Genomic DNA, 26,214 nt, shown 5'->3' with positions numbered 1-26,214 from the left:
GGCCCGTGCGCGGTGCCAGGAGAAACATTCGGCGTTTGTCTGGCGGAAAATTCTCGAAGCGCTGGTGGCGGCGGGATCGGTGCCGGTAACGCTACAGCGTGTAGATGGAGATCCAGTTCATGTCGGTGTGAGTGCTGTACAGGCGGGTACCTGCCCCGTTCAGCACCGAGCCTCCCATAGACGGGAAGAAGGCCACGCAACTGACCGTTCCCTTGACCGTGTCGATTCTGTACACATCGAAGTTGCAGGTATAAACCGCGTACACGTAACGGTCATCCGGCGTGATGCCGATGATGCTGACCGGATAGCCCTGTGCGCCGATTTTCTCGCGGTAGAACATTCTGCATGTGGTCGCATCGACCACGTATACCTCATCAATGCCACCGACGTACAAATGGGTTCCGTCCGAACTGACTGCCAGTGACCTGGGATCGGTGAAGCCAAGAATATCGTGCTGCAGGTAACTGATCGTACCGATCGCGGAGACGGCTGTCGTGCCGATGCCATCCACCAGTGCCGAGGCATATACACGGTCGTTTCCCGGACTGACGCCAAGTGCCAGCGAGGCATTGGACAAGGTACCCAGATCGAAATCGTTGACGACGCTGTAGTGCTCCGTCTCGATCTGGCGGATCAGCCCGCCCGGTGCATACTGGAACGACAGATAAATGAACCGGCCGTCCAGGCTGCAGACGATCCTGTTGACGCTGCCCGAGGGAATGACCCTGATCACCTCGCGCGTGAGGGTATTGATCACGAAGCACTTGTTATAGCCTGCCGTGTAGAGCCGACTGCCATCGGGGCTGAGGGTGATATCGCCCGCCCCGGCCCCCTTGATACAGCTCACCACGCTCGATGTCTCGACATCGACCACGCTGATTTCTCTACCGTTTTCATGAGACACATAGAGCGTCTTTTCATCGGGGCTGATGACGATTTCCTTGGGCACGAAACCCAGCGCAATGATGCCTGTCAGCCATGCAACGTCCAGCGGTACTCCTGCGCCGTCCGGATCTGCCATGTGGGTAAAAGCGTTTACGTCCTGAGATGCTTTTTTGTGCATGTCACTCACCTGTGAATAGGTCTCGCGAGACCGCCACGATGGGGGAAAGATAGGAAGGTACGGCCCCATCAACGAACGATGTGGCGACTGCACTTATGCCACCCGGATCCAAAAACCTCAGGTCATTGAATACTGGCCGGGACGGGTTGGGTACTGACAGAAATGACAGTTTGAGGCGGGCTGAAAGTGGTGGCAAAAAGCGCTTTCCAGGGTTGAAAGGCAACGCCATCGGGGGCTGGCGTCGAAGCCTGTGAGGCCTGTAAAGGCCGTTCACCATTGGTCAGCAATTTGCCCAGGGTTGAATCATGAACTCTCGCGAACCACCAGTTCAAACCCCAGATCAACCTTTGCCTGCTGGGGTACGCCGTCGAGCAAACCCAGCAGCAACTGCGCGGCGTGCTGGCCCACTTCCTGTCGCGGCGTGCGGATGGAAGTCAGGCGCGGCACCATGTGTGCCGAGCCCGGCAGGTCGTTGAAACCCACCAGCGAAACCCGTTGCGGAACGGCGACGCCGAGACGCAAGGCCTCCAGTGACGCGCCCTGCGCCAGGTCGTCGTTGCAGAAGAAAATGCCGTCGACATCAGGGTGCTCATCCAGCAGCCGGGCGAACAGTTCGCCGCCCAGGCCAATAGACGATGGCAAGGGTGTCGTGACTTGCAGATCGGCATCGAACAGGCCGGCGTCTTCCAGAACCTGACGAAAGCCCGCGCCGCGCTGCAGTACGCGCGTATCGAGCTGGGCCGCCATGTAGGCCAGCCGCGTGCGTCCACGGCCGAGCAAATGAAGGGCTGCCTGAGCACCCGCCTGTTCCTGGGAGAAGCCGACACTGTAGGCACCCTGACGAGGGTCCAGCTCCATCATGTGCACGCAGGGAATGCCACTGGCTTCCAGCATCTGATGCGATGCAGGTGTGCGGTCGAAACCGGTGAGCAGAATGCCCCGTGGCCGGTTGACCAGATGGTTGCGCAGCAGCTTTTCTTCTTCCTCCGGGGAATAGTGATAGTTGCCGATCACCACATCCAGACCACGAGGGCGCAACACATCCTGAATCGCCTCAAGCGTCTCGATGAACAGCTGGTTGGACAGCGATGGCACCAGCACCACCACGGTCTGGCTGCAGGACGACGCCAGTGCCCGCGCTGCGGGGTTGGCGACATAGCCCAGGCTCTGAGCTGCGGCACGGACCTTTTCCACCAGTTCCGGCGCCACGGTCGTGACGCCACGCAATGCACGGGATGCGGTAATGGGGGAAACCGCGGCAAGGCGGGCAACTTCGTTGAGGGTCGGACGGCCGGTAGAGCGGGAACCAATGCGTATCATGCGTTGCCAACTAACATAGGGGTTGCCAAATGTGTCGAATGCCCCATAAGGTAGCGCTGTCTCATGGACCGTGACAACGCTTTATCGCTGGTTTCACATTTGCCGCCCGCGCCGGGTCGCCACGGAGAACAGCCTCCGATGTGTATTGTTGAACCCAAAACAACGACAAGAACTGGAACAGCTCAGGCTGGACAAGATGTCCACCGGATAAAGACAGCGCTGTCTCCAGATGAGGTGCCTACTGTGACAACTGCGAAAACTGCTATTTCCGCCCTCGTGGTGATGGGTGTTTCGGGCTGCGGCAAAAGTGCTGTGGGTGCCGAGATTGCCCTCAAGAGCGGAGGTCGCCTCATCGAAGGTGATGCCTTCCATCCACCGGCCAACATCGAGAAGATGAGCGCCGGAACCCCCCTCAACGATGACGACCGTGCCGGCTGGCTGACCCGCCTGGGTGAAGAAATGGTCGCGGCGCTCGCCCGTGGCGAACACCCTGTCCTGACCTGCTCGTCCCTCAAGCTGATTTATCGCCAGCGTCTGCGCGACGCCGTTCCGGGTCTGGGTTTCGTTTTTCTGGAACTGACCAAAGAACTCGCTGCCGAACGTTGCTCGCACCGCCCGGGGCATTTCATGCCGGCAAGTCTGGTCGACAGCCAGTTTGCAACGCTCGAGCCTCCGTACGGCGAACCGTTGACACTGGTGGTTGATGCAACCCAGTCCATCGAAGAGATTGGCACGCAAGCGGCAGCCTGGTGGAAAGACTCCCACGCCTGATAAAGGCGTGAGTGCAAAAGACAGCGCTGTCTTGCACACACGAAGCACGGATGGCGCTAGCAGTTGCTGGTAGCACCCTAGAATAATAACCGGAGAGACACCCATGTTCGGTATGACCCACGAGACGTTTCTGCTAGTCGATGCGTTGGTGACCATCGTCGGCCTTGTGCTGCTGATCACCCAATTCAAGGTCCACCCTTTCGTCGCGCTGACCCTGGCGGCTGGCTTCCTCGGCCTGACCTCCGGGATGCCGGTGGAAAAAGTCATGAAATCCTTCCAGGACGGCTTCGGCGGCGTACTGGGCTTTGTCGGCATCATCCTCGGGCTGGGCACCATGCTCGGCAAGCTGATGGCCGATTCGGGTGGCGCGGATCAGATTGCGCAGACCCTGATCCGTACCTTCGGTAAACAGAAAGTCCACTGGGCGATGATGTTTTCTGCGTTTCTGGTGGGCATCCCGCTGTTCTTCGAAATCGGCTTCGTGCTGCTGATCCCGCTGGTCTTCATCGTCGCGCGTCGCACCGGTGTGTCCATCGTCAAGATCGGCATCCCGTTGCTGGCAGGCCTCTCGGCCGTGCACGGTCTGGTTCCGCCGCACCCGGGTCCGCTGCTGGCCATCGGCATCTTCGGCGCTGACATCGGCAAAACCATTTTCTACGGCCTGATCGTCGCATTACCGACCGCAATCATTGCAGGCCCGATCTACGGCAAGTGGATCTCCAAATACATTCCCGGCACACCGTCACAGGAATTGATGGATCAGATCGCCAAGGAATCGAGCACCGAGAACCTGCCAGGTTTCGGCATTACGCTGGTGACGATCCTGCTGCCCGTGTTCCTGATGCTGCTCAAGACCTTCGCTGACGTTGCGTTGCCGGAAGGCAACATGTTCCGCATCTGGATGGACCTGATCGGTCACCCGATCACTGCCCTGCTCGCGGCCTTGCTGCTGGCGTTCTACACCTTCGGTGCCGCACGCGGTTTCGACCGTACCAAGATCATGAAACTGCTGGACCAGAGCCTGGCCCCGGTCGCCGCCATCGTACTGATCGTCGGTGCCGGCGGTGGCTTCAAGCAGATGCTGGTCGCCAGCGGTGTGGGTGACGTGATCGGCCACATGGCGGTGCAGGCGCAGATCAACCCGATCATGCTCGCCTGGCTGGTGGCGGCGGTGATTCGTGTGGCAACAGGTTCGGCGACTGTCGCCACCATCACCGGTGCAGGCATCGTGGCGCCGGTCGTGGGCCTGATTCCAGGCGTGAACCGCGAGTTGCTGGTGCTGGCCACCGGCGCGGGCTCGCTGATCCTGTCGCACGTGAACGACGCAGGCTTCTGGCTGGTCAAGCAGTACTTCAACATGACGGTAGCCGAAACCTTCAAGACCTGGACCGTGATGGAAACCATCCTTTCGGTTGTCGGCCTGATCTTCATCATGCTGCTGTCCATGGCGCTTTAAGCTTAAAAAGTCCAGCACCTTCGCGGGCCAGCAGGCCAGCGAAGGTGCAAAGCGTTACCGCTCTACCCCTCCGCTTTTCCGCCTGCACCCCTGATTTCCTTCCTGAACCCGCCCGCCCCTACATAACCTGCGTTTGCTGCCGACAACATGACAGAGCGATTCGATGCGCGTCTGCGAAACCTGTCTGAAAGCTGTTTCCTACGAGCGCCTACAACGCTTTCAGTTGAATTTTCGGAAAGCTCAGGCAATGTTTCAAAGTCATGCCTACGCTTAGGAACAACGCGGGATCAGGCCGCTCAATCGCCTCCAGCACAGTCATGGCAAACCCGATTTGTGCGCCTGATCACGTTACTTTTTAAGTTGCACCAGTAAATACGGGCATTCTCAGGCCAAAACGGGCAGAATTGGCGCACTCGTCGTGCCGCGGATGCAAATCCCGATGACAAGAAAATGAACCGAGGGAATTAAATTCACCACCGCAACGTCTTATGGCGGATGCATTTGGATGCACTCGGCAACAATCACCACGCAAAGGCAAACGCCAGCCTCTTGAGAGAGGCATTTTCAAGAGGCCATCAAGGAAAAGATTATGTTGATACTCACTCGCAAAGTTGGCGAAAGCATAAATATCGGTGACGAGATCACCGTGACGATTCTTGGCGTTCAAGGGCTTCAGGTCCGGCTGGGCATCAACGCACCCAAAAATGTGTCTGTACACCGTGAAGAGATCTACAAACGCATTCAGGCAGAACTGGCTCCAAACCAGGACCCACAATAACTCCCTCGCGACACCCCCTTATTCAATGCTGATCTGCTCTTGCGGCAGGTCATCAGCCGTACGGCGTCTCTCATGACGCCGTTTTTTATGCCCGCCGTTTCGCTGCCCACTGCGGCACTACCATTTGTCACCCTCTCGGAACATCGCCAAAAAAACACCAGTCGACTCTCTGCAAGCGAGCACATCAATGCCAGCCCGTAGTACGCAGTGAGCCGAGCATTCTCTTTATCTGGGGACAGAAAACGGTGAATGATGATGGTGACTACCAACGAAACTTCCATGAGCGGCAATGCCCATACCGGCAGCACGAGCGGCCAGGATCACCTGCACGGACTGCAGGATGACGACCAGCGCAACGCACATGGCAACACAGAAAATGTCGCCCGACAGGGAGGCGAACACTTCGAGCAGTACCGCGACAGCGCTGCAGAGCAGATAGAGAACCTTGCGCAGAACGCTCAGTCGGCGGCGCAGCAGATTGACAGCAATGACACCCTGGGCCTGTCGGGGTACGTCACTGACATGGCGCAAGCGATGACCCGGCTCGCCGACAACCTGCGCAGCAAGAACGCCGAGCAACTGTTGCAGGATGCAGGCAGGCTCGCCCGGGAAAATCCGGTCCTGTTCATCAGCGGCAGCGTGGCGCTTGGCCTGGGTCTGTCGCGGCTGCTGAAAGCGTCCACCTCTTCGAACGACGCGACCTCCGACACGAGCTTTTCTGACAGCCCAATGTCTGGAAGCTCGACATCGGGTACATCGGCATCAGATCCGTCGACATCCGGGTCGTCGAATCAGAGTGATCTGACGGATGTCGACTCGTCGGCCCCTTATGATCCCATCAGCCCGTCGGCGCTGGCCGCCGAAGAGATGGCCGCGACCCACCCACACGACAATGACGTTGTGCACAGCGCGCGCCCCGGAACAGGGATTCCTGACAGTCCGCCCATGACCGAATTCAACGACGATCTGGACGATGAAGTCACGCGTGACGGCTCGTCCAGGTCCGGCTTGTCCAAAGGAGACGTGTGATGAGTACCCCACCCAATACTAAGCAGGACAGAAACCCTGAAAATGAAACGTCGGTGCTGAGTCTGATCCGCCAGTTGGCGCATGAAGTGCCTGCGTTGGTGACCAAGGAAATGGCGCTGGTGAAGGCGGAATTTCGTGAGTCGATTCAGGCGACCAAGCAAGCAGCCACCACCGTCGGTATGGGTGCCGTCGTGATGTTGGGCGGCCTGATCATGGTGCTGATGGCCGCCGTCTATGCCTTGAGCTACGTCATGGAACCCTGGCTCGCGGCACTGATCGTCGGTGTTGCGGCTCTGGTCATCGGCTTCTTCATGGTTCAGGCGGGCAATAAAAAACTCGACGCTTCGAACCTGATTCCCGAGCGCACCACCAGCACCCTGCAAAAAGACAAGGAAGCCATTCAGAGGAAAGTCTCATGAGCATCGACAGCAGCTTCGACACACCAGAACATTTTGAAGAAGAATCGAAAAAGAGCCCGGAAACCCTGGAGCGGGAAATCGATCAGCAACGCTCCAGCATCGGCAACATCGTCGATGCGCTGGAAAAGAAAATGTCGCCCGGTCAACTGGTCGATCAGGCGCTGGGCTATGTGAAGGACAACGGTGGGGAGTTTTTCGGCAATCTGGGCAACAACGTCAAGGCCAATCCAGTGCCTGCCGTGCTTACCACCGTCGGCGTGCTCTGGATGATGATGGGTAACAATCGTCCGGCAACGGGCGGCTCGTCCAACGGTTCTTCGGTCCTTGGCAGCGTCACAGAGCGCGCTGGCAGCATGGCTGGCTCAGTCAGCGACAGTCTGGGAAGCGCCAAGGCCCGGGTGCAGGAAACTGTGTCGCATATGAAGGACAAGGCTAGCACGATCAAGGACAAGACGTCCCACATGACCCACAACGTGCGCGACACCTTTTCGGGCAGTTCCGGCAGCTCTGACTCCTGGCAGGACGCAGACCTTACATTCCAGGAGAAACGTGAGCACATGAAGAGCAGTACACGGCAACTGGTCAACGAACAGCCTTTGACGCTGGCGGCCATGGGTATTGCGGTGGGAGCGCTGATCGGTGCCGCGTTGCCTGTCACGACGAAGGAGCAACAGATCGTCAGGCAAGCACGGGAAAAACTGAGGGGTAAAAGCGGTTCTCTGTCTTCACCTTCGTCGTCGCCGCCTACTTCCAGCAGCTACAGCAACCTGTCCGGGACAGAGCACGATGGCAACGGTACAGGCGCGTCTTTCGCCAGTGAACGTCCTACATCGCCTGGACTCGGTTGAGGGTGATGGAGCACTGAAAACGGCCCCTCGGAGGGGCCGTTTTTTAATGATTGGCCAGCTGTTGTTCAGGCAGCGGAGCCGTTTATATTTCGGAAAGACGCTGGACGATCCGGTCCTTCACCAGCAGACGCTTTTCCTTAAGTGTCCTCAACGCGTCATCACCGATACCGCCCGCCGACCCTTTTTCGGCATTCAGCACCTCGACGTCGGCGCTCTCATAGTCATTGAGCAATTGCTGCAGCCTCGCGTCCCGCCTGCCCCGCTCGGCAACCTCGTCTCGGGTCAAGCTCAAATCCGCGAACAAATCGTGTTTGACTGGCATGAGTAGCACCTCCAAATGACTACTTGAATGCAGGGGTAACCGTGACGATTTCAGACCTCACGGCTGTTCCCGAATACGGCGTGCTTCGTACGCCCTGACATGAGTGCAGGCAACGTCCAGCACCGACAGTTCATTCGAAACGACACCCAGCGCGTTACGCCTGATCAGCATATCGCCCAGAATCTGTTCGACCTCTGTGGGTGTACCCCGTTCGATGTCCCTCATCATCGAGGCCGTGAGTGTCGAGCCACGCGCAGTCAGCAACTCGACCTGGCGCTGACGGACCTTTGCATCCGGCGGGTAACCGGCAGCCAGCGCAATCACTGCGCATTCGGAGAGTGCTTTCAGGATCAAACCCTCTCCACCTGCGTCCAGCACATCGCCGACCGATGCGCGCATGCTTGCAGTAATCGCCGCCAGCGTGGCGATGAAACACCACTTGTCCCACATGGCCTGCACAATGTGCTGACTCAGGTTGGCTTCGAAACCCGCATCGGCCAGGGCTTCGGCAACCCGCAGAATTCGCGGGGTCAACGCGCCACTCAGCTCGCCGAATGACAATTGATGCATCTCGTTCAGGTGCAGAATCGCACCGGTCGAGTCGCGGTCTACGGAAATCAGACACTGCCCGCCCAGCACAGCGTCCTTGCCGAAGCGCTTGGTCAGGCGGTCAAGGTGGGCCATGCCGTTGAGCAGTGAAAGGATCAACGTCTCCGGCCCCACGGCAGGCTCGAAGGCGTCCATTGCGGAGTCCAGATCGAAAGCCTTGCAACTGAGCAGGATCAGGTCGAAAGGATCGGCAAGCCGGTTGGCAAGCACGTAAGGAGGCGACGGGTACTGAAAGTTGCCCTGTGGACTGCGCACCACGAGCCCGTCACGGTCCAGCTCTTCCGCCCGGCCCGGCCGGACCAGAAAGGACACCTGACGCCCGGCCTCCAACAGTCGGCCACCGAAATAGCCACCGACAGCCCCTGCCCCAACGATCAAGATACGCATGGCCCTGAATCTCCTGGTTGTGCTGTTCTACAGAACGCTGGCGGCATTCGAGCACCCTGGCTCAGGGACATTGCCCCACACCCCGCCTGCCATCAGGCCTGAAAACGCGGTTCCAGCTGCAGGAACCCGGCCAGACATGAAGTATCGACGGCAGAGGCCTTTTGTTGCAATCGCGCCGTGACGGCCTGAATCACCACACGACTGGCATCATGATGAAACTGCCAGACGCCATAGATTCGGCCGTCGAACGAAGGCTCGCTGCCCAGCTGAGGATCAGCCCCCAGCCCAGCACCCAGGCCGAACAGGTGAAGCCCTTTCAATCGCCGTCCGTTCTGATCCATCGGGCAGCCCGCCTGATCAGAGTCCAGGCCACCCTTGGTCTCACGCAGGGTGATCAGGCTGCCGTCACCATGGCGCATCACAGGCAACTGCGGTTGATAGCCGGAACACTGCACCACCACACAGGACTCGGCCAATGCGAGTCTGGCCTTTTCGAATGCTCCGGCGGGACCGTCACTGGTCTGCAACAACTGCACACGCACACCGGTTTTACCGATACGACCGTGCTTCAACGCCTCGCGACCAATGTCCAACGCCCGGTAGCGCAGCCCGCCGGAGCGATTGATGCGCCCGGAAACCGGACAGACATCCAGCTGAGAGTCGAACACATAGCCCGCAGCTTCTGCCTGCTCGGCACTTTCGTAAAACAGCCTGATCCGGGTTCGATGGATCAGCGTCAGCTCTTCCAGCCCTGCGAACTCCAGAGCATCGGCGAGGTTCTCCAGCATGGAAAAGGCACTGTGCGAACCGCCGACAACAGTGATACGGCTACCGCTGGCCAGCGCCAGCGCAAACACTTCGCGCAACTGAACCGCATTCATGCGCAGCAGCCGGTCGGCACTCTGGATATTGGTGGCCGGTGACAGTGAAAGCCCCTGTTGCGCAAGACTGTCGATCAGGTGCTGCGGATCCTGACGTCCGCCGAGGTTGAGCACGAGCGTCTGGCAGCGCACGAGTCTGGCGCAGCCTTCCGTCTCTACCTTGAGGCAAAACTCGTCATCCTCGCTGATCACTTCGGTGATGGTCGTGCCATGCCAGACCTTCACCCCGTAGCAGCGCGTCAAGTGCTCCAACACCAGTCGCGAGGCTTCGACCATCAGTTGGCCCACATCAGACAACTGAGGCGCACTTTGGGCCTGACCACGAATACGCCAATAGGCCGGTGAATACTCCAATGGCTCGAAGATCTCGCGCAGGGCCGGGTCACGCAGGCAATCGATGAAAACGTCTCCTACCGAGTTGGCAGTGATCCGGTATTGCCCCAGCGCACCGGTACCGGGTCTGTCGCTGGCATCGATGACCGTCAGTCCACTTGCAGCAATCTCCGCCAGCGTGCCGCTTTTCAAGGCATTGAACAGAAAGCCCATACCGGCAAGCCCTGCTCCGCCGACGACACAACCGCAGACTGTTTCCAAGGATTTTTCAAACATGATGATGCTCCATCGTCATAGCCAAACGTTGGTGCATTCCAGAAGTTCTGGATGATCGAATACCTGGCCAACACTGCAAACCAGCGTCCATGCACAATTTAAAAAGAGAACCCCACAACACAATAAACAGCGCACGTGCAGCGTCACCAGAACTCGGCTGAAGGCTCCGCTGTTTTTATCAATGGACATGAGCTGTTACATACACTGATCAGTGTCTGCAGTCTGCTCGACACTCGAGCCGCAGGAAAAAAACGCACCACGCTACCGCCAAACCTTCGAACGAGGTTCAAACGCGAGGCATTAATCAGAAGGGTTTAAGCACAACGAAGCGGGCGGGTTGAAATGATAGTTGCAAAGAAACCACAAAGTGTCAAATAAGCCACTGCAGCATCCGCCCTGACCTCACCCGTTGCAAGTACCTGATTTTAAAAGATCACACAGTTAAGCCAGGTGAAAAACACTCAGGGTGGCTTTCATAAGGACACAATGAACGACTTTTATTTTCTTCATGACGCTCAGCAAAACTTACAAAAATCCAGCGCCGACTTATTGACTGAAAGGGACATTGCGAGCGGAATGAAACAGATGATGACGTGAAGCAGGACGAACCCGGATGAGGACGTCCTGCGCTTCAAAAGGAGGAGGGCCCGACCTGAGCAGATCGGAACCGGGCAGCTATAAGGAACAGACCACACCAACGCAGATGTGATCAGGCCGTACGGTATTGCTTCTGCCGGATACCTTGGTGGTCAGGCTCGTCACGCAATTCGCTGCGCAGTTCCGAGACCAGATTCGATATGTCGCGAAGGCTTTTCAACCTGTGCGCAGAGATACCGGTCACCAGCAATTCAACCCGGCCTGAATCCGGGTCGTTGACCTGCACCGTCATGCAATAGTCCGGTGCGATCGTACAGGTACAACGCAACGGTAAAAACGCACTTTCGACGATACTGCGCAGTTCCAGAGTAGACAGTCCACTCGCGATCATCTTTCTATCTCCTTATTGTGTAAGCGCTGCCGGACTCCAGCAGATTACTGTCGCTATTTATAATCAATTAACTGAAACCCGGCACACCCTTGCCTGCCAATTAATTGTCGCCACTTACTTGATCCTTGACACTCTTTATACGCCAGCCTCTATCGACTCGGCAATGTGCAGCGTAGATCACGCCTTGCCGCAACAAACGTGTTTATTTGTAACTAAAGTCAGAAAAAACGATTCACTGTAGGCGTTCAAGCGGCGAAAGGCATGATCTGCGTCATTAAAGGGATATTGCGCGGGCTTTGACATGATCTTGGAGTGACGAACGGTCACGAAATCGATTATGGCTGTTCACTTATGAAACACCTCAAGCACGCTTTTCTGACCGTGCAGGCGGCTTGCACTGGACGTGAGTCACCGAGGGGAAAAGGTAACCTGAGCCATGCGCCCGGTTCACTGAATCCGTAGTCTGTACCATTTGTGACGCGGAGCGTCACGGGATGCATGCCCATGCAGCGCGATGGGCACGATCAGTATCAGGCGTCATTCCACGGATCGGGGCAGCCGGAAGTGGATCACCGCAACCCGCGCACCTTGCTTGTCACGTCGTTCTTCAATGGCATAAGGACGGAAACCCATGCGCGGATAGAACAGCAGACCCGGAACGTTATGGTTGTAGCAGGATGCGATGAGCTCGGTGGCTTCGTGCTTGTCGAAGGCAATGTCCATCATGCAACTGATCATGTAGCGTCCCACGCCTCTTGCCCTGGCCTTGGGGGCGATGATTACGTTGCCCAGCGCACAGCGGTCGCGAAAATCACAGCGTGAGAAATTGGCGTAACCCACCACTTCGCCGTCCATTTCGATCACGGTGGAGTCGTAGCGGGTCTCCAACGCGTCCACCAACTGGGCCGGCGTGAAGGGATAGGTGGCCCGGGGGAACATGTAGAACAGCTCGTCGGCATTCTGGGGCAGCTCGCAGACGATCGGAATGTCTTTTTCTTCCAGGGGGCGATGTAGAAACATTGAGCGGTAACCTCTTGAAGAAATTGAAGAACCTACAGAGCAGGTTAGCCATGAAACTGTGATTTCGGCGCCTCCAGGCGACAGAAATACAGCGCCCTTGCGCCTACAGCATAATCCGGGGCTATCAAAAAGGGCTAATTCAATAACAAACCGGACTAAAAACGCCTGATTGTCGCGTCGCCCTGAAGCTGGCTGATGCAAGTCTCTGAATAACGAGGCGTTCAGGATCTTAAGGCGATCTGTCGCTATCAGCAGATCGCGCCGAGAGGGAACCCCTTCCAAGGTCGTCTCCCACTCAGGGCGAACACCATGGCGCGGCCCTTCTCGATCAACCGGCCAACGGCGCAATATCCTGTAACCGATATTTCCCGTCGGCTATTGCAACGCCTGGACGGAAACGGCATTTATTTCATTTTGTTTACCGGAACACATTCCTCATGCCCTCTTTCTCCCTCGACCGTTTCAAGGCACGGCCTTTCAGATGGTTATGCATGATCGCGATCATTGTCGGACTGCCGGTCGGCTGCGCGGTGCTGGAGCATAAGGAGCGCGAACTGGTGTTCCGCATCGAGCCGGGCACCGCCAGCTGGTACAGCGGCCTGCCCTCCGATGTTCAGGAGCTGGATCTCAAGGCTGCCGATTTCGGCACCTCGCAGAACATTCATGCATGGTGGTGGCCTGCGCCACGCAAGGACGCACCGGCAGTGCTGTATCTGCACGGCTCACGCTGGAACCTGACGGGCCAGTTGTTTCGCATCGAACAGCTCAGGGCGCTGGGGTTTTCAATTCTGGCCATTGATTACCGGGGCTTCGGCCAGAGCATGGGCCAACTGCCCTCCGAAAAGACCGTCTATGAGGATGCACGTATTGCCTGGGAACGCCTCAAGCAACTGCAGCCGGACCCGCAACGTCGGGTGATCTATGGTCATTCACTCGGCGGAGCGGTCGCCGTGGACTTGGCTGCGGAACTGGGTCGTGAAGCAGAGAAGGACGAGACGCCAGTGGCAGCACGCGGCCTGATCATCGAGTCCACCTTCACCAATCTGGCTGACGTCGCCACCGCAATCGCCAACACTTCGCTGCCGGTCCGCTGGCTGTTGTCGCAGAAATTCGATTCAGTCGACAAGATCGCCGACATTCACATGCCCGTATTGATCGTGCATGGCACCGATGACCGCTACGTCCCGGCCCGTTTCAGCGAAGAGTTGTTCGAGGCCGCCCGGGAGCCGAAGAACCTGCTGCTGGTGCCTGGCGGTACGCACAACAACAGCATGCGGCTGGGCAGCAAGGCGTACAGTCAGGCCATACAGACGTTACTGAAAACGCCCTCGTCGTTACCTCAGGTCAGCAAAAAGGGCGACATGCAGAAACACGCAGGCTGAAGCCCCGAAAAAAAATACCTGCACAGGTAACGTCCCGAATAGACAGCAGTGGCGGCAGGCATTAGCGTCGGCGTTCCCTTTTTCAGGAGTGCGCCATGCATTGCGTTATCGAGTACTCGAACGACCAGCATCGCCAGGCGGTCATCGACCTGTGGACAGCCGTATTCAACGACGACGCACCGCACAACCGCCCGGATCTGTCGATCGACATGAAGCTGGCTGCGCAAGACCGACTGTTCTTTGTGGTCATCGTTGAAGGCCGTCTGGCTGGCACGCTGCTGGCGGGCTATGACGGCCACCGGGGCTGGCTCTACTCGGTTGCGGTCGATCCCGCCCAGCGTGGACGCGGGCTGGGAACCGCCTTGATCAGGCATGCAGAACTGGCGTTGATCGAGCTTGGCTGCCTCAAGATCAATCTGCAGATTCGTACCAGCAATGAAGGGGTGCAGGCTTTCTATGAGTCGCTTGGGTACGTTCAGGAACCCCTGATCAGCATGGGCAAGCGGATCCCTTTCGATCCCGACACAAAAGCGTAGGAGCTCAATACAAAGCCCGTCAGACAATTCCCTCATTTACATGAGAATTAATATCAAATTACAATTATTGCTATTAACGTCCTGACAGAGCACTTCCTTTGAACACCTTCCATCGCCCTCGCCGCCCCGGTCCTTTTCTGCTGTCCGCAATTTCCCTGGCCGTGTGGTCTGGCGGTACGGCCCATGCCGCAGGCGCAGCAACACTGCCCGCGACGCAGGTATCGGCCGCCACCCAGAGCGAGGGAGGCTACAGCGCAAGCAGCGCCAGTACCGCCAGCAAGAGTGACGTGCCGCTCAAGGAAGAAGCGCAGTCGGTGAATGTGGTGACACCTCAGACCATTGCCGATTACAACGTACGCTCGCTGGACGACGCCATGAAGTTCGTCAGTGGCGTCAGTCAGGGCAACACGCTAGGCAACACCAAGGACTCGCTGGTCAAGCGCGGCTTCGGCACCAATGACGATGGCTCGATCCTGCGTGATGGCGTGCGCTCGGTGGTGTCGAAGAACTTCAGTGCGACCACTGACCGGGTCGAAGTGCTCAAAGGCCCGGCTTCACTGCTGTACGGCGCGATGGAACCGGGCGGCGTGATCAACGTGATCAGCAAACAGCCGCAGTACGTGCAAAGCACAACGTTGAGCGGTTCGGCGTTCAGCGAAGGTGGCGGCAGTTTCGGAGTGGACACCACCGGTCCGCTGGGCGACAGCGGCCTGGCTTACCGCTTGGTTGCCGAACGTCAGAGCGAAGATTACTGGCGCAACTACGGCGTTGATCAGCACACGCTGATTGCCCCTTCCCTCTCATGGACCGGCGAGCGCGCCAGCCTCACGCTGGCTTACGAGTACAACGATTACGTCAGCCCGTTCGACCGCGGCACCGTTTTCAGCGGTGGTCATCCAGCCGATATCAGCTACAACAAGCGCCTGGACGAGAAATGGGCCAACACCGTCGGCATCAGCGAAACCGCGACTGCGCGTTTTGAATACCAGCTCAGCGATGACTGGAAGACCCGCCTGACCTATGGCTGGAACAATGACCGTTACAGCCTTTCCATCGCGCAGCCCAGCACCTTGTCCAGCACCGGCGTACTGCGTCGCCAGGCCAACGGCGGGCATTACGATTATGAAACGCGTTATGCCAGCTGGGATTTCATCGGCAAGCAGCAATTTCTGGGTCAGGAGCATGACCTGCTGATCGGTGCCGAGCAGGAAGACTCCGACAAGTTTCGTGGCAAGACGTACCGAAACACCGCACAGAATGGTTTCAACATTTTCAATCCGGTGTACGGCAGCCTCGCTGAACCGAGCGTGGTCAGCCAGCCGACCAGCAACCTGAGCAATCAGCTGACCTCGTCTTCGCTCTATGTGAAAGACAACTGGCACCTGAATGACCGCTGGATTCTGGTACTCGGCGGACGCTATCAGCATTACGATCAATACATCGCCCAGGGTCTGGGTTCCAGCCGCGCTGTGAATCTGGACAAGAATGATGACGTGTTCCTGCCCATGGCCGGGCTGGTGTTCAAGGTCAACGAAGACCTGTCGCTGTACGGCAACTACAGCCGCTCGTTCGTGCCCAACCAAGACGTGAACGACGATGGCACCACCTTCGACCCGGAAGAAGGTCGCAGCTATGAAGTCGGGGCCAAATATGCGCTCGCGCCAGGCCTGGACTTCAACATGGCGGTGTTCGACATCGAGAAGAAGAACGTCGTCACGCCGACCGGCGTGACGGGCGTCAGCGAGGCGGCCGGCAAGGTCGGTTCAAGAGGCGTGGAGCTGGATGTGACCGGTCGCATCGCCGAGCGCTGGGACATGATCGGCACCTACGCTTACACCCATACCGAAGTGCTGGACGACCCGAGCAACGAAGGCAATCGCCTGAGCCAGGCACCAAAGCACACCGCGAGCCTGTACCTCACCCATCACCTGCAGGTGCCTTCGGGTCTGGGCGACTGGCATGCCGGTGGCGGCGCACGCTACGTAGGTGAGCGAGCCGGGGATGACGCCAACTCGTTCTACATGAGCAGCTACACCGTGGCCGATGCGTTTCTGCGCTGGGATGTACCAATGGCCGGTTACAAGACCCGCCTGCAGTTGAACGTGGACAACCTGTTCGACAGGCAGTATTACCCATCCAGTACCGGCAGCCAGTTGCAGGTCAACGTGGGTGAGCCGCGCACCGCGCGGCTCAGCGCCAGCGTCACCTTCTGACGATGGTGAAAGGGCTGGAGCAGCTCCAGCCCTTTCAACCTGCTCAGATAAGACCTTTACCCGCGGCGTCTTCAAGCGCGCTGCGCGCCAGATCCCTGATGACCTTGTCGCTCGACTCATTGAACGGCAGGGCAAAGATCAGCACCAGGTGCATCCAGGTGGTGAGTTTTTCCTGCTTGCTGACTTGCCCCAGTTTCTTGCCCTCGCCATCGCGGAAGGTGAGTTCCAGCGACAGGGTGTTGTCGACCTTGTTGGGGATCAGGAAAAACGTGAAGCCGGTCAGGAATGCCAGGCCAAGGCTGCCCTCTTCGTGATTGCGCAGGGTTGCCGTGACGTAGAGATCGGAGGGCTCCCGCTCGACGCTCACTTTGCTGAAACGCTGACTGCCCTGCAGCTCTTCTTTCAACAGCTTTTCCAGCGCAGCGATGTTAGTGCCGCTATTGGCGCGATCTTCGTTCAACGCATATTCGGCCTGCACCTTGAGATAGGCCGATGGTTTGACCTTGGTCGATGTTGCAGGAGGCCATTGCGAAGCCTGCGCCAACTCATGGTGCGAATAGGTCATGCAACCTTGCAACGACAGTGAAAACAGCACAGCCAACAGCATCAAAAACTTGTTCATTCGAAATATCCCTTTCAACGAGGCAATTGGCCGGTGGCATCTACAAGCAGCGTTTCAACCAGTTCAGTCAGTTGATTGGCCCCCATCGAAGGGTTGAAATAATCGCGGTCCCAGAGCCCGGTGTTCACGTCGCGCTTGAACGTCTTTTGCGAAAGCGCCAACTGCTTGCCATGGCTGTCGTTGATACGCAGTTCCGCCGCCAGATCATAGGTATCGACGTAGATCGGACCGTTGACCCAGATCCAGATCGTCAGCGTCAACAGAGCGCCGGGGAAATACGCCGGGTGTGGCGTACGCTTGCCTTTGAGAGAAGTGAAATTGAAAGCCAGCTCGACATCCTTTTCGCCCAGTTTTGCCGGGAAAACGATCATCTTCTGGAAATACTCGCCACGCTCGACGTGGGCGCCGATCTGCGCCGTTAGCTGTGAACTGATGTTTCGCTTCTGAAGTTCATCGATGGCCGGATCAGTGATCTTCACATCCTTGATCATTGCCCCGACCGGCAACGTATTCTCGACGGCCTTGACCGGAAGACCAATGGGCCCTGCGGGCACAAAGGAGACACACCCGGTCAACACCAACCCCATCAGTGCGATGGCGGCGTACTGCAGCTTGTTCATTTAACGTCCTTGAAGGTGTCGCACCAGACGGCACCCGAAGCAAATATTGATGGCATGCCACGGGCGTAGCCGGTCCATGGCATGCAAGCAGAGATAGCACTGTGCTATCGCGACCGGGATTGTAACCAATTTGTTTCAGGCGTGCCTGCTCTTCGGAGCAAAGAGACGGCGCAGGACGGAGTAAGGCGAAGGGGTGAAAAAGTGGGAGCTGCACCTCGGGCTGGCCACTCATGGTTATACATAAGTTTTGCTGCAACCAGGGGACTGTGGGAGGCGGCTTGCCGGCGATGCGTCTTGTGAAGCGACATATCGGTGACTGAAGGGACGCCATCGCCGACGAACCGTCTACACGGGGTATGCATTCAGTCGGAGGGGCTGAAGACGACCCGATACAAGAACCTGCTCAGTACTTGATCCGGTAGATGTTCATCACCTTCTCGTTATAGAACAGATAGTCGACCTTGCCGATGAACACGCTTTTCTCCAGCCAGTCGTTTGGCCCCAGTGGCACCTGAAACTGCGGTGTGCAGGTGCATTGATAGTGCCCGTCGGAAATGGGCCATACCCCGTTCTGAAGCTGGTCCTGCCCGACTTCGTCCATGACAAGAACCCCTTTGTTCTCGACATTGATCAACTCGCCCGTCCGGGTTCGCAACGTGAAACGTGCGTTGAAAAAGGCAAGTTCGCTCGACAGCTCGACAAAGAAATCACTGCCGCCAGGCAGCACCGAACCCCGAATGCTTTCACCTTCGAACTCGCCGCCGATGATGGAGCTGTTGCTGCGTAGGCCATCGCTGCAGATTCCCATGAGCGTAGGCGCATCCGTCTTCAAGGTAATCGACAGGACTTTCTCCAGCAACGGTGCCCTGGCAATCGCCACTTCACGAACGGATGGGTTGCGAGGCTTCTTGAAGTCGATGATGTTCACAGGTCTGCTCACTCCACGATTCGGTCAACACGGTAGTAGGGGCCAGAAGCTTTGGGGCTCAGGCATCTGCCGGCTCGGCATTGATGCGGCGGCGTTTATTTGAGGCTTCGTTTCCAGTAAGCTCCACGGAGACGGAATAAATCGTACCGAACGGTTCAGTTTTAGTCCATGTTAATTTGCGTTACACAGACAAACGAAGATTCCCTGAAGGATTGAGGATTTAAATGAAGGTGCGTACCGAAGCTCGCCGTGAAGCCATCATTGATGCGGCAGCCAGCGTTTTCCTCGAAATGGGCTACGAGCGCACGTCGATGAACGAAGTCACCAAACGAATGGGCGGTTCCAAGGCAACGATCTACAGCTACTTCCCGTCAAAAGAAGATCTCTTCATCGCTGTTGTGAATCGACATGCCACGGCTCACCTGGCAGAGGCAGTATCAGAACTTGCGACCTACAGCGAAAAGGCTCTTGACCTCAGGGGATTGCTCAGCCGTTTTGGCGAGCGAATGCTGGCAATGCTGATCAACGACAACACAGCGCTGGACGTGTATCGCATGGTGGTCGCCGAGTCGGGTCGATCTGAAATCGGCATGATGTTCTATGAATCCGGGCCACGCCAGTGCATGCAAACCATCTCCACTCTAATGGCCCAGGCCATGCAGAACGGACAACTTCGCAAAATCGACCCTGACCTTGCAGCACTTCAACTGACTTCGCTGCTGACCGCAGAAACCGAAATCCGACTCTATCAGCAAAGCCCGCAGCCACTGAGCTGCGAGCAGATTCGCACCATGGTAGATCGGGCGGTGGAAACCTTCCTGCTGGGCATGGGCCAACGCTGAGCTGCCCGCCACGTATAATTGATTGCCCCTTTGCCTGACGCTTCAGGCGACTTTTTCCAGAGACCGCGCATCTCCAGCCACTGGGCTTTACCGATGCGCGGGGCGCTTTATATTGCACTTGTCATCAAGAAAAGCTCCATGCAGACGATAGGCTTTCTAATCACCCATGGAGAAGGCACATGTTTTTGCGCAAACTCAACCTCGCACCTCGCTCGGCTTTATGCTTCGGTTTGTTCTGCCTCATGATTGTCGCCCTGGGACTGCTGTCGTTGCGACAAGCCGCGATTCTCAACGAAGCGGAAAAATTCATCGAAACCAATGTGCTGCCCAGCGTGAAACTGCTCGGTATGCTGGACCGTGAATTTGTCGGTATCCGGGGTAACAACGCCCGCCTGCGCAATCCGCTGGAGCCGCAGGATCGTCGGACCAAGGCCTTGAGCGACATCAAACAGGCGCGAGTCCTGATCGCCGACTATTCGAACTCGCTGAGCAAACTGATCGTAACGCCACAAGGGCGCGAAGCATTCGACGCACTCAACAAAGCCAACGCCGACTATCAGGTCAATCAGGACCGTTATCTGGCCTCTGTCGCCGCAGGAGACCTGGACACCGCAGTCGCCATATCGAATAACGAGATGAAAAGTGCTGCGGATCAGGTTGAGTCCTCGCTCAAGAACCTGATCGGCATCAACGACAAAAAAGCCGAGAGAGCCGGTGATACCGCTGAATCGGCTTACAGTCAGACACTGTGGCTGGTTGGCATTTTCATCGCTGTGGGCGTTGCTACCACGCTGTTTCTCGCCTGGCTCTATACCCGCAGCCTGACTGGCCCCATTGGCGAATCACTAAAAATAGCCGAACGCATCGCAGCCAACGACCTGAGCAAGAACATCACGGTCGAAGGCAGCGACGAAGCGGCCAAGCTGATCGCCGCACTGGCGACCATGCAGACCAATCTGCGCAGTGCGCTGACCCTGATCGGCGACTCGTCGACTCAACTGGCGGCCACCTCCGAAGAAATGCATGCCGTGACCGAGGATGCATCGCGCACCATCCTGCGTCAGAGCAATGAAATCGAAATGGCTGCAACGGCGGTCAACGAGATGAGTGCTGCGGTCGAGGAAGTGGCCAGCAACGCGGCCTCTGCCTCGCAAGTGACATCGCAATCCAGCACCGCAGCCATGGCCGGACGCGCTCAGGTCGATGAGACGGTTTCGGCGATCAACCTGATGGTGTCCAAGGTTCAAGTCACCTCGACAGAGGTGCAGGGCCTTGCGGTCATGGCAACCGATATCAGCAAAGTGCTGGACGTGATCCGCGCAATCGCCGAACAGACCAACCTGCTGGCGCTCAACGCAGCTATCGAAGCCGCACGCGCCGGTGAGGCGGGTCGAGGCTTTGCCGTGGTCGCGGATGAAGTACGCGCGCTTGCTCACCGCACCCAGCAGTCGACCCGGGAGATCGAACAGATGGTCAGTTCGATTCAATCCGGCACCGGCAATGCGGTGACCGCCATGGAGCAGACCAGCTTCCAGGCTCAGAAGACCCTGGACATGGCCAATGGCGCAGGCAAGGCACTGCTCGATATCACTGACTCGATCAGCCAGATCAACGAACGCAACCTGATGATCGCCACCGCTGCCGAGCAACAGGCTCAAGTGGCGCGTGAAGTGGACCGCAGTCTGGTCAGCATTCGCGACCTGTCCAGCCAGACCTCCGAAGGCTCCAGCCAGACCGCCATTGCCACAGCTGAGCTGACCAAGCTGGCCGCTGACCTCAGCCGCCTGACCAAACAGTTCCGCGTCGTCTGACCCCTTTGGCCGGGAACCTGGTTCCCGGCCTCTCCCCTCGCTCTAGCCTCTTCCTGCTCATCGTTCAGTCTGCAAGCAGCCTCTACTTGTCAGAAATACGCCCCTCGTCTAAGTTGTACGACGACAGACGAACATGCTGTCTGTCAGGCCATGCCAAGCGCATGTTCTGGCCACCCAACAATGACAATAAAAAGGAATGCACATGAGAAAGCTCAAACTGCTCGTAGGATTTGTCTGCCTGTTCACTGGCTACGTCGTCGCCGCGCCGTCCGATGAGGCTGATGTGGCACAGGCGGTGGACAAGCTGACCCAGGCCATGTGGCACAAGGACATAGCGCAGCTTCAGGCGCTGACCGCCGACAACCTGACCTACGGGCATTCCAGCGGCAACATTCAGGACAAGCAGGCGTTCATTGCCGACATTGAAACCGGCAAGAGTGCCTTCAATGACCTGAAGATGCTCAACCAGAAGATCACCATGTCTGGCGATGTCGCGCTGGTGCGCAATCACTTCTCGGCCCAGGCCGTGAACAGTGGCAAGGTGATGCCGACCGAAATCGAGAACTTCCAGATCTGGCAAAAGCAGAACGGCCAATGGCTGCTGATCGGCCGTCAGGCGTTCCGCTTCTAAACGTCAGCCACCTGCACGCAGCGAGTGAAGGCTTTCACTGCTGCGTACCGAACATTGCGGTCCAGTAGATGCCTGCATCGCTCTTGGGATCGGTTGCATAAGCCGCCCCCAGTTCACGGAACCCGGCATTCATCAGGTTCGCGCAATGTCCGGGGCTCGCCAGCCAGCCATCCACCACCTTGCGTGCAGTGTCCTGACCGGCAGCGATGTTTTCGCCCACCTGCTGACCGATGTAGCCAGCCAGCTCCGCCCGATCACCGGGCATGCGCCCTTCCCGGTCCTTGTGATCGAAGAAATTGTTGTTGGCCATGGACTGGGAGTGAGCTTGAGCCGCCGTGCCCAGCGTGGCGTTCCAGGCCAGCGGTGTGGTGGCAGGAAATGCCTGGGTCCCGCATTGGCGAGGCGCAGTGCGAGCGACGTTGATCATCTCCAGAACCTTCTGACCTTCGGCCTGCCAGTCCCCCAGACGCGCCGCGACCAGCGAGCGAGCCAGCACAATGCGCCAATCCTGCCCTTCGCGGCTCACGCCGATGTCGATGAACTGCGGATCGAGCACAACCTTGCAGAAGCTTTCCTGCACGGCCTTCAGCGCCGACGCCGCATCACGAGGCCCGGAAAGGCTGATGGCCTGCACGGTGACCATCGGATAGGACGCGCGCGACAGTGCCTGTTGCAGGTCCACCCCGCCACTGGCGGGCAGGATCAGACGCGGGTCACTGACCAGCGGCGGCAGCTCCATGGACACCTGATCACCACAGCGCTGCACCTGACCGCGCCAGGCATTGAGCGAGTCAATCAGTTGCGTCTCGTCAGAGGCCAGAGCCGACTGGGCGACAAGCACCCCGAGTGACAGTACCGCTACGCGCAGGACGGACGTGATGGACCCCATGAAAATCTCCGACGGATTGAGTGCGCCTATCATGCGCGACCTGACCCGGTGAGATGCAACTGCTTTTTGCGGACGGTGCCGGGATTATTGTGATCAGGCAGGCAGAGAACCGTAGCGGCTGGGAAAATGGTGTTCTTGCACAGATATCCAACTGTGGGAGGCGCGTCCCGCATCAGATGCAGCAGATAGTGCATTTCTTCAGCGGGAGACGAGGTATCTGCCCCATCAGAGCTTGAACTTCGCCACCATTCCATTGAAGGACGTCGCCAGTCGCGAAAGCTCCTGACTCGATGCATTGGTCTGGTCGGCACCGGCCGCGCTCTGGGTCGAGAGGTCCTGAATGTTCAGCAGGTTGCGGTCCACTTCGCGGGCCACCTGGGCCTGTTCTTCGGAAGCCGAGGCGATCACCAGATTACGCTCGTTGATGGTCGCGACACCCTGTGTGATTTTCTCCAGCGCAGAACCGGCGCGCAGGGCCTGTTCCTGAGTATGGGTGGCCAGCGACAGGCTCTTGCCCATGGCTGCCACGGCGCCGTCGGCACCTGACTGCACGGTGCTGATCATGCCCTCGATTTCCACGGTCGACGCCTGGGTGCGATGAGCCAGTGCGCGTACCTCGTCAGCCACCACCGCAAACCCGCGACCCTGCTCGCCTGCTCGTGCCGCTTCGATGGCCGCGTTGAGTGCCAGTAGATTGGTCTGTTCGGCAATGCTGCGGATCACGTCCAGCACCTTGCTGATCTCGCGCACATGCCCGGCCAACTCGGAAACCGCCTCGGTCGACTCGGTGATCTCATGCACCATGGTGGTGATGCCCTTGACGGTGTGATCCACCTGCCCGCGACCATCCACAGCATCTTCGGTTGCGGTTTTCGAGGCCTCAGAAGTCGACACCGCATTGCGCGCCACTTCTTCCACAGCTGCGGTCATCTGGTTCACGGCAGTCGCCGCCTGCTGGATTTCATCGTTCTGACGCGTCAGCCCACGGGTGCTCTCGTTGGTCACAGCACTCAGTTCTTCTGCCGCCGAGGCCAATTGATCGGAAGCGCTGGCAATCTGTTGAATGGTGCCTTTCAAACCGTCCTGCATGTTCGACAGGGCATCGAGCAACAGCCCGGCTTCATCGCTGCTGGTGGAGACGATCGGCTGGGTCAGGTCGCCGCCAGCGATGCGTTGGGCGCTGACCACGGCAACTGCCAGCGGACGGGTGATCATGCGGGTGATGAAGATGCCCAGCAGAATCGCCACGATGAACGCGATCACGACGCCGATTTCCAGCATCATCACGGACTTGTTTCTCAGCTCCGCAGCCGCTACAGAGCCTTCCTTGATCTGGCGGTTATTGGAATCGATGATGGTGCGCAGATAGGCGCGAATTTTCACAAACCCTTCGGTGGACAGGGCGTTGAGGCGGGTCCTGGCGTTCTGCAGATCACCGGCCCTCATCATCTCGACCACTTGCTGCGAACCCGCAATGTAAGCAGGCAACATCTGCTCAAGCTGATCGCCGGCTACACGCTCGTCGTCTTCAAGCGGCGTCGCGCGGTAGGTGGCAAATACCTTCTGGGCACGAGCCAGGTCATCGGCCAGAGCCTGGCGAACACGCTCCTTGTCGGTTTCCGATACGCCACCGTCCTGAGCATCCAGCAGGCGATACAAGCCACGGTTATGGGCAGTCATGCTGGTCAGCGTTTCATTGGTGTTGCCGACCGAAACCAGATTGTTGGAGAACGTCTGTTCCAGCGCATTGCCCAGACGGGTCACGCCCGTCATGCCCAACCCACCCACAGCCAGTGTAATAAGCGCACAGATGATGAACGCCGAGAGAAGCTTGGTCGAAAACTTGAACTGACGCAGGATATTCATAGGGTGGACCGTTGCGAGATAAGGGATGACGACTAAGCTGAAATGATTTAGCACTCAGCAATGATGTCATAGTGACTTCACTCATCTCGCAAACGTTCAACACGCCGCAAAATTAATTACACATCGGCATAAGATGCTGCGGGCCATCCTTGAGGACGTCTTGAAACACTCAAGGCCAGGGGTCAGTGAAGCAGAATCGGCTGCTGTGTCCCATGCTGTCCTCGATGCTGCTCGACAAAGGCCTTCGCCTCCTGCGTCATCCGGTCAAGGCGTCGGTCCCGTTCTTTCTCGGCATCAGCCATCGCCTTGTCTCCGTGCTGTTTAAGCAGGTAGGCGTGAATCTGCCGCACTTCCACCGAGCTGTAGATCGGCGCGATGTCCATCACTGCGAGCAACCCTTCGGTGCCGTGATCACGAGTGTTCATGATCACGTGCGGGCCGCGCGCGCCCAACACCTGAAAGCCCAGCGACTCGAAATACGGCACCTTGTCGACCACGCAGTACAACTCTGCATGCGGGTATCGGCCAACCATCTTCTCTAGCATCGAGCGCGCAATGCCCTGACCGCGATGGCTTTCCCTGACTGCAAGGTATGTCACCGCGCACGCCTCCTGATCGCCCTGCACCGGCAGATACAGCAGAAAACCCAGTACCGTTTCCGGGTCCTCGTCATCCAGTGCCACGATCAGTTCGACGGCCATGCTGCCGGAGCCGTCCATTGCATTGAGGTAAAGATGCACCTCGTAACCGACCCCGTACTGATAGAGGTTGTACAGCGGATTGCTCGGCGAGATGGCAACCAGACTGATATCGGTGACGTAATCGACCACCATCTGTTGGATCTGGCTTCGAATGAATTCCGGCGGCGGGCTTTGCAACAGCATGACAGTGGACATTGAACGTCTGGCTCCGAGGGTGAGGCTTGCCTGAGGCAGGTGGCGCGACATGATAACCCGCCAGGGTCGTGAGCCGAACCAGAGAGTTTCAATCGGAGTTTCCATGCCAACGTCTGATTTAGTTATTACCGACAGAACTGTTACAGCTTATTTCTTAGTGCACGCTGTGGACATGAAAAACCAACATCAATGAGCCACCAGCCCAAACAATAAACGCTCTTTACTCTGGGACGCTCGTTCTAAAACTTAAAGTTTTACGCCAAAACCCTTATTTATGAACAATGCGACTGGTTTTCATTAACCGAAAAACCACCCTCTGAAATGCAGTACATGGTGGCACTGTTTAATTTAATAAATCCATAATTATCATAAACTTATAGTATTAACAGCTCCATATAAAGCCACTGAACCACATGAATTAACCTTTAATGCCACTATCCTTTAATCGACCAATACTACTTTCAAGACAACCAGGCAC

The 26,214-nt window shown here is 57.7% G+C and carries 24 protein-coding genes and 2 pseudogenes; 12 read left to right on the top strand and 14 right to left on the bottom strand.

Going from position 1 to position 26,214, the window contains the following annotated elements; translation table 11 throughout:
• Positions 1–91: 91 nt before the first annotated feature.
• Both QRN20_RS03425 and gntR read right to left on the bottom strand, forming a co-directional pair.
• Complete coding sequence (locus QRN20_RS03425; protein ID WP_029243772.1) at positions 92–1,063, bottom strand: YncE family protein; 972 nt, start codon at positions 1,061–1,063, stop codon at positions 92–94.
• Positions 1,064–1,366: 303 nt separating this feature from the next.
• Entirely contained in the window at positions 1,367–2,383 is a 1,017-nt protein-coding gene (gene gntR / locus QRN20_RS03420; RefSeq protein WP_285360005.1) for an HTH-type transcriptional regulator GntR, read from the bottom strand.
• A 282-nt stretch (positions 2,384–2,665) separates the two neighbouring features.
• On the opposite strand from gntR, the gene QRN20_RS03415 reads away from it, so the two are divergent.
• The 6 genes from QRN20_RS03415 (at position 2,666) to QRN20_RS03390 (ending at position 7,684) form a co-directional block, all read left to right on the top strand.
• Entirely contained in the window at positions 2,666–3,154 is a 489-nt protein-coding gene (locus tag QRN20_RS03415; RefSeq protein WP_004882665.1) for a gluconokinase, read from the top strand.
• Between the two features lie 103 nt (positions 3,155–3,257).
• Positions 3,258–4,610 (top strand): GntP family permease, encoded by a 1,353-nt coding sequence (locus QRN20_RS03410; RefSeq protein WP_004882666.1) that lies wholly within the window; start codon positions 3,258–3,260, stop codon positions 4,608–4,610.
• 589 nt (positions 4,611–5,199) lie between these two features.
• Positions 5,200–5,388 (top strand): carbon storage regulator CsrA, encoded by a 189-nt coding sequence (gene csrA / locus QRN20_RS03405; protein WP_002554157.1) that lies wholly within the window; start codon positions 5,200–5,202, stop codon positions 5,386–5,388.
• Between the two features lie 279 nt (positions 5,389–5,667).
• Entirely contained in the window at positions 5,668–6,417 is a 750-nt protein-coding gene (locus QRN20_RS03400; protein ID WP_134672675.1) for a hypothetical protein, read from the top strand.
• Positions 6,417–6,836, top strand: coding sequence for a phage holin family protein (locus QRN20_RS03395; RefSeq protein ID WP_029243775.1), 420 nt, complete (start codon positions 6,417–6,419; stop codon positions 6,834–6,836). The genes QRN20_RS03400 and QRN20_RS03395 overlap by 1 nt, the downstream gene beginning before the upstream one ends.
• Entirely contained in the window at positions 6,833–7,684 is an 852-nt protein-coding gene (locus tag QRN20_RS03390; RefSeq protein ID WP_050575455.1) for a DUF3618 domain-containing protein, read from the top strand. Before QRN20_RS03395 ends, QRN20_RS03390 begins: the two co-directional genes overlap by 4 nt.
• A gap of 82 nt (positions 7,685–7,766) precedes the next feature.
• Here QRN20_RS03390 and QRN20_RS03385 read toward each other — a convergent pair whose 3' ends face one another.
• From QRN20_RS03385 to QRN20_RS03365, 5 genes are all read right to left on the bottom strand, one after another.
• Positions 7,767–8,006: a DUF465 domain-containing protein gene (locus tag QRN20_RS03385; RefSeq protein ID WP_029243776.1), complete on the bottom strand. Its 240-nt coding sequence runs from the start codon at positions 8,004–8,006 to the stop codon at positions 7,767–7,769.
• A gap of 57 nt (positions 8,007–8,063) precedes the next feature.
• A complete protein-coding gene (locus QRN20_RS03380) occupies positions 8,064–9,002 on the bottom strand; it encodes a ketopantoate reductase family protein (protein ID WP_029243777.1) in 939 nt (312 codons plus the stop codon).
• Positions 9,003–9,094: 92 nt separating this feature from the next.
• Positions 9,095–10,492, bottom strand: a complete 1,398-nt coding sequence (locus tag QRN20_RS03375; protein ID WP_029243778.1) for a hypothetical protein — start codon at positions 10,490–10,492, stop codon at positions 9,095–9,097.
• 709 nt (positions 10,493–11,201) lie between these two features.
• Entirely contained in the window at positions 11,202–11,480 is a 279-nt protein-coding gene (locus tag QRN20_RS03370) for a DUF1652 domain-containing protein (RefSeq protein WP_029243779.1), read from the bottom strand.
• A 537-nt stretch (positions 11,481–12,017) separates the two neighbouring features.
• Positions 12,018–12,500 carry a GNAT family N-acetyltransferase gene (locus QRN20_RS03365; RefSeq protein WP_004887208.1) on the bottom strand — a complete coding sequence of 161 codons (483 nt, stop codon included), beginning with the start codon at positions 12,498–12,500 and terminating at the stop codon, positions 12,018–12,020.
• Between the two features lie 437 nt (positions 12,501–12,937).
• Here QRN20_RS03365 and QRN20_RS03360 point away from each other — a divergent pair, with 437 nt between their 5' ends.
• The 3 genes from QRN20_RS03360 (at position 12,938) to QRN20_RS03350 (ending at position 16,631) form a co-directional block, all read left to right on the top strand.
• Complete coding sequence (locus QRN20_RS03360) at positions 12,938–13,882, top strand: alpha/beta hydrolase (protein ID WP_058431128.1); 945 nt, start codon at positions 12,938–12,940, stop codon at positions 13,880–13,882.
• A gap of 95 nt (positions 13,883–13,977) precedes the next feature.
• Positions 13,978–14,418, top strand: coding sequence for a GNAT family acetyltransferase (locus QRN20_RS03355; RefSeq protein ID WP_029243781.1), 441 nt, complete (start codon positions 13,978–13,980; stop codon positions 14,416–14,418).
• 140 nt (positions 14,419–14,558) lie between these two features.
• Positions 14,559–16,631 (top strand): TonB-dependent siderophore receptor, encoded by a 2,073-nt coding sequence (locus QRN20_RS03350; protein WP_162864186.1) that lies wholly within the window; start codon positions 14,559–14,561, stop codon positions 16,629–16,631.
• A 43-nt stretch (positions 16,632–16,674) separates the two neighbouring features.
• On the opposite strand, the gene QRN20_RS03345 is transcribed toward QRN20_RS03350, so the two are convergent.
• The 3 genes from QRN20_RS03345 to QRN20_RS03335 all read right to left on the bottom strand — a co-directional run bounded on the left by QRN20_RS03345 (position 16,675) and on the right by QRN20_RS03335 (position 18,801).
• A complete protein-coding gene (locus QRN20_RS03345; RefSeq protein ID WP_029243783.1) occupies positions 16,675–17,253 on the bottom strand; it encodes a hypothetical protein in 579 nt (192 codons plus the stop codon).
• Positions 17,254–17,267: 14 nt separating this feature from the next.
• The gene (locus QRN20_RS03340) at positions 17,268–17,873 is read right to left on the bottom strand and encodes a hypothetical protein (protein WP_004887216.1); all 606 of its coding nucleotides are present in this window, start codon (positions 17,871–17,873) and stop codon (positions 17,268–17,270) included.
• A 403-nt stretch (positions 17,874–18,276) separates the two neighbouring features.
• Positions 18,277–18,801, bottom strand: a complete 525-nt coding sequence (locus QRN20_RS03335; RefSeq protein ID WP_004887217.1) for a DUF3237 domain-containing protein — start codon at positions 18,799–18,801, stop codon at positions 18,277–18,279.
• Positions 18,802–19,025: 224 nt separating this feature from the next.
• Between QRN20_RS03335 and QRN20_RS03330 the strand changes: the two genes are divergently transcribed.
• The 3 genes from QRN20_RS03330 (at position 19,026) to QRN20_RS03320 (ending at position 22,085) form a co-directional block, all read left to right on the top strand.
• Positions 19,026–19,643 (top strand): TetR/AcrR family transcriptional regulator, encoded by a 618-nt coding sequence (locus tag QRN20_RS03330; RefSeq protein ID WP_029243784.1) that lies wholly within the window; start codon positions 19,026–19,028, stop codon positions 19,641–19,643.
• Positions 19,644–19,822: 179 nt separating this feature from the next.
• Positions 19,823–21,454, top strand: a complete 1,632-nt coding sequence (locus tag QRN20_RS03325; protein ID WP_029243785.1) for a methyl-accepting chemotaxis protein — start codon at positions 19,823–19,825, stop codon at positions 21,452–21,454.
• Between the two features lie 202 nt (positions 21,455–21,656).
• Positions 21,657–22,085: a nuclear transport factor 2 family protein gene (locus QRN20_RS03320; RefSeq protein ID WP_285360004.1), complete on the top strand. Its 429-nt coding sequence runs from the start codon at positions 21,657–21,659 to the stop codon at positions 22,083–22,085.
• Positions 22,086–22,119: 34 nt separating this feature from the next.
• On the opposite strand, the gene QRN20_RS03315 is transcribed toward QRN20_RS03320, so the two are convergent.
• From QRN20_RS03315 to QRN20_RS03305, 4 genes and pseudogenes are all read right to left on the bottom strand, one after another.
• The gene (locus tag QRN20_RS03315) at positions 22,120–22,974 is read right to left on the bottom strand and encodes a CAP domain-containing protein (protein WP_029243786.1); all 855 of its coding nucleotides are present in this window, start codon (positions 22,972–22,974) and stop codon (positions 22,120–22,122) included.
• A gap of 225 nt (positions 22,975–23,199) precedes the next feature.
• Positions 23,200–23,799 (bottom strand): annotated as a pseudogene (locus QRN20_RS26770) (methyl-accepting chemotaxis protein); the annotation flags it as partial.
• Between the two features lie 258 nt (positions 23,800–24,057).
• A pseudogene (locus tag QRN20_RS26765) lies at positions 24,058–24,840 on the bottom strand (MCP four helix bundle domain-containing protein); the annotation flags it as partial.
• A gap of 182 nt (positions 24,841–25,022) precedes the next feature.
• Complete coding sequence (locus tag QRN20_RS03305; protein WP_043304357.1) at positions 25,023–25,736, bottom strand: GNAT family N-acetyltransferase; 714 nt, start codon at positions 25,734–25,736, stop codon at positions 25,023–25,025.
• Positions 25,737–26,214: the final 478 nt, after the last annotated feature.

The organism is Pseudomonas sp. fls2-241-TYG-175, from assembly GCF_030209155.1.
GTDB lineage: Bacteria > Pseudomonadota > Gammaproteobacteria > Pseudomonadales > Pseudomonadaceae > Aquipseudomonas > Aquipseudomonas viridiflava.
Note: the sequence above shows the minus strand (reverse complement) of the source record. Positions and strands in the feature narration are given on the sequence as shown.

Bases quoted from the DNA above. Each gene is read 5' to 3' on its own strand.
- QRN20_RS03425 (WP_029243772.1), bottom strand. From the start codon at position 1,063: ATGCACAAAAAAGCATCTCAGGACGTAAACGCTTTTACCCACATGGCA.
- gntR (WP_285360005.1), bottom strand. From the start codon at position 2,383: ATGATACGCATTGGTTCCCGCTCTACCGGCCGTCCGACCCTCAACGAA.
- QRN20_RS03415 (WP_004882665.1), top strand. From the start codon at position 2,666: ATGGGTGTTTCGGGCTGCGGCAAAAGTGCTGTGGGTGCCGAGATTGCC.
- QRN20_RS03410 (WP_004882666.1), top strand. From the start codon at position 3,258: ATGTTCGGTATGACCCACGAGACGTTTCTGCTAGTCGATGCGTTGGTG.
- csrA (WP_002554157.1), top strand. From the start codon at position 5,200: ATGTTGATACTCACTCGCAAAGTTGGCGAAAGCATAAATATCGGTGAC.
- QRN20_RS03400 (WP_134672675.1), top strand. From the start codon at position 5,668: ATGAGCGGCAATGCCCATACCGGCAGCACGAGCGGCCAGGATCACCTG.
- QRN20_RS03395 (WP_029243775.1), top strand. From the start codon at position 6,417: ATGAGTACCCCACCCAATACTAAGCAGGACAGAAACCCTGAAAATGAA.
- QRN20_RS03390 (WP_050575455.1), top strand. From the start codon at position 6,833: ATGAGCATCGACAGCAGCTTCGACACACCAGAACATTTTGAAGAAGAA.
- QRN20_RS03385 (WP_029243776.1), bottom strand. From the start codon at position 8,006: ATGCCAGTCAAACACGATTTGTTCGCGGATTTGAGCTTGACCCGAGAC.
- QRN20_RS03380 (WP_029243777.1), bottom strand. From the start codon at position 9,002: ATGCGTATCTTGATCGTTGGGGCAGGGGCTGTCGGTGGCTATTTCGGT.
- QRN20_RS03375 (WP_029243778.1), bottom strand. From the start codon at position 10,492: ATGTTTGAAAAATCCTTGGAAACAGTCTGCGGTTGTGTCGTCGGCGGA.
- QRN20_RS03370 (WP_029243779.1), bottom strand. From the start codon at position 11,480: ATGATCGCGAGTGGACTGTCTACTCTGGAACTGCGCAGTATCGTCGAA.
- QRN20_RS03365 (WP_004887208.1), bottom strand. From the start codon at position 12,500: ATGTTTCTACATCGCCCCCTGGAAGAAAAAGACATTCCGATCGTCTGC.
- QRN20_RS03360 (WP_058431128.1), top strand. From the start codon at position 12,938: ATGCCCTCTTTCTCCCTCGACCGTTTCAAGGCACGGCCTTTCAGATGG.
- QRN20_RS03355 (WP_029243781.1), top strand. From the start codon at position 13,978: ATGCATTGCGTTATCGAGTACTCGAACGACCAGCATCGCCAGGCGGTC.
- QRN20_RS03345 (WP_029243783.1), bottom strand. From the start codon at position 17,253: ATGAACAAGTTTTTGATGCTGTTGGCTGTGCTGTTTTCACTGTCGTTG.
- QRN20_RS03340 (WP_004887216.1), bottom strand. From the start codon at position 17,873: ATGAACAAGCTGCAGTACGCCGCCATCGCACTGATGGGGTTGGTGTTG.
- QRN20_RS03330 (WP_029243784.1), top strand. From the start codon at position 19,026: ATGAAGGTGCGTACCGAAGCTCGCCGTGAAGCCATCATTGATGCGGCA.
- QRN20_RS03325 (WP_029243785.1), top strand. From the start codon at position 19,823: ATGTTTTTGCGCAAACTCAACCTCGCACCTCGCTCGGCTTTATGCTTC.
- QRN20_RS03320 (WP_285360004.1), top strand. From the start codon at position 21,657: ATGAGAAAGCTCAAACTGCTCGTAGGATTTGTCTGCCTGTTCACTGGC.
- QRN20_RS03315 (WP_029243786.1), bottom strand. From the start codon at position 22,974: ATGGGGTCCATCACGTCCGTCCTGCGCGTAGCGGTACTGTCACTCGGG.
- QRN20_RS03305 (WP_043304357.1), bottom strand. From the start codon at position 25,736: ATGTCCACTGTCATGCTGTTGCAAAGCCCGCCGCCGGAATTCATTCGA.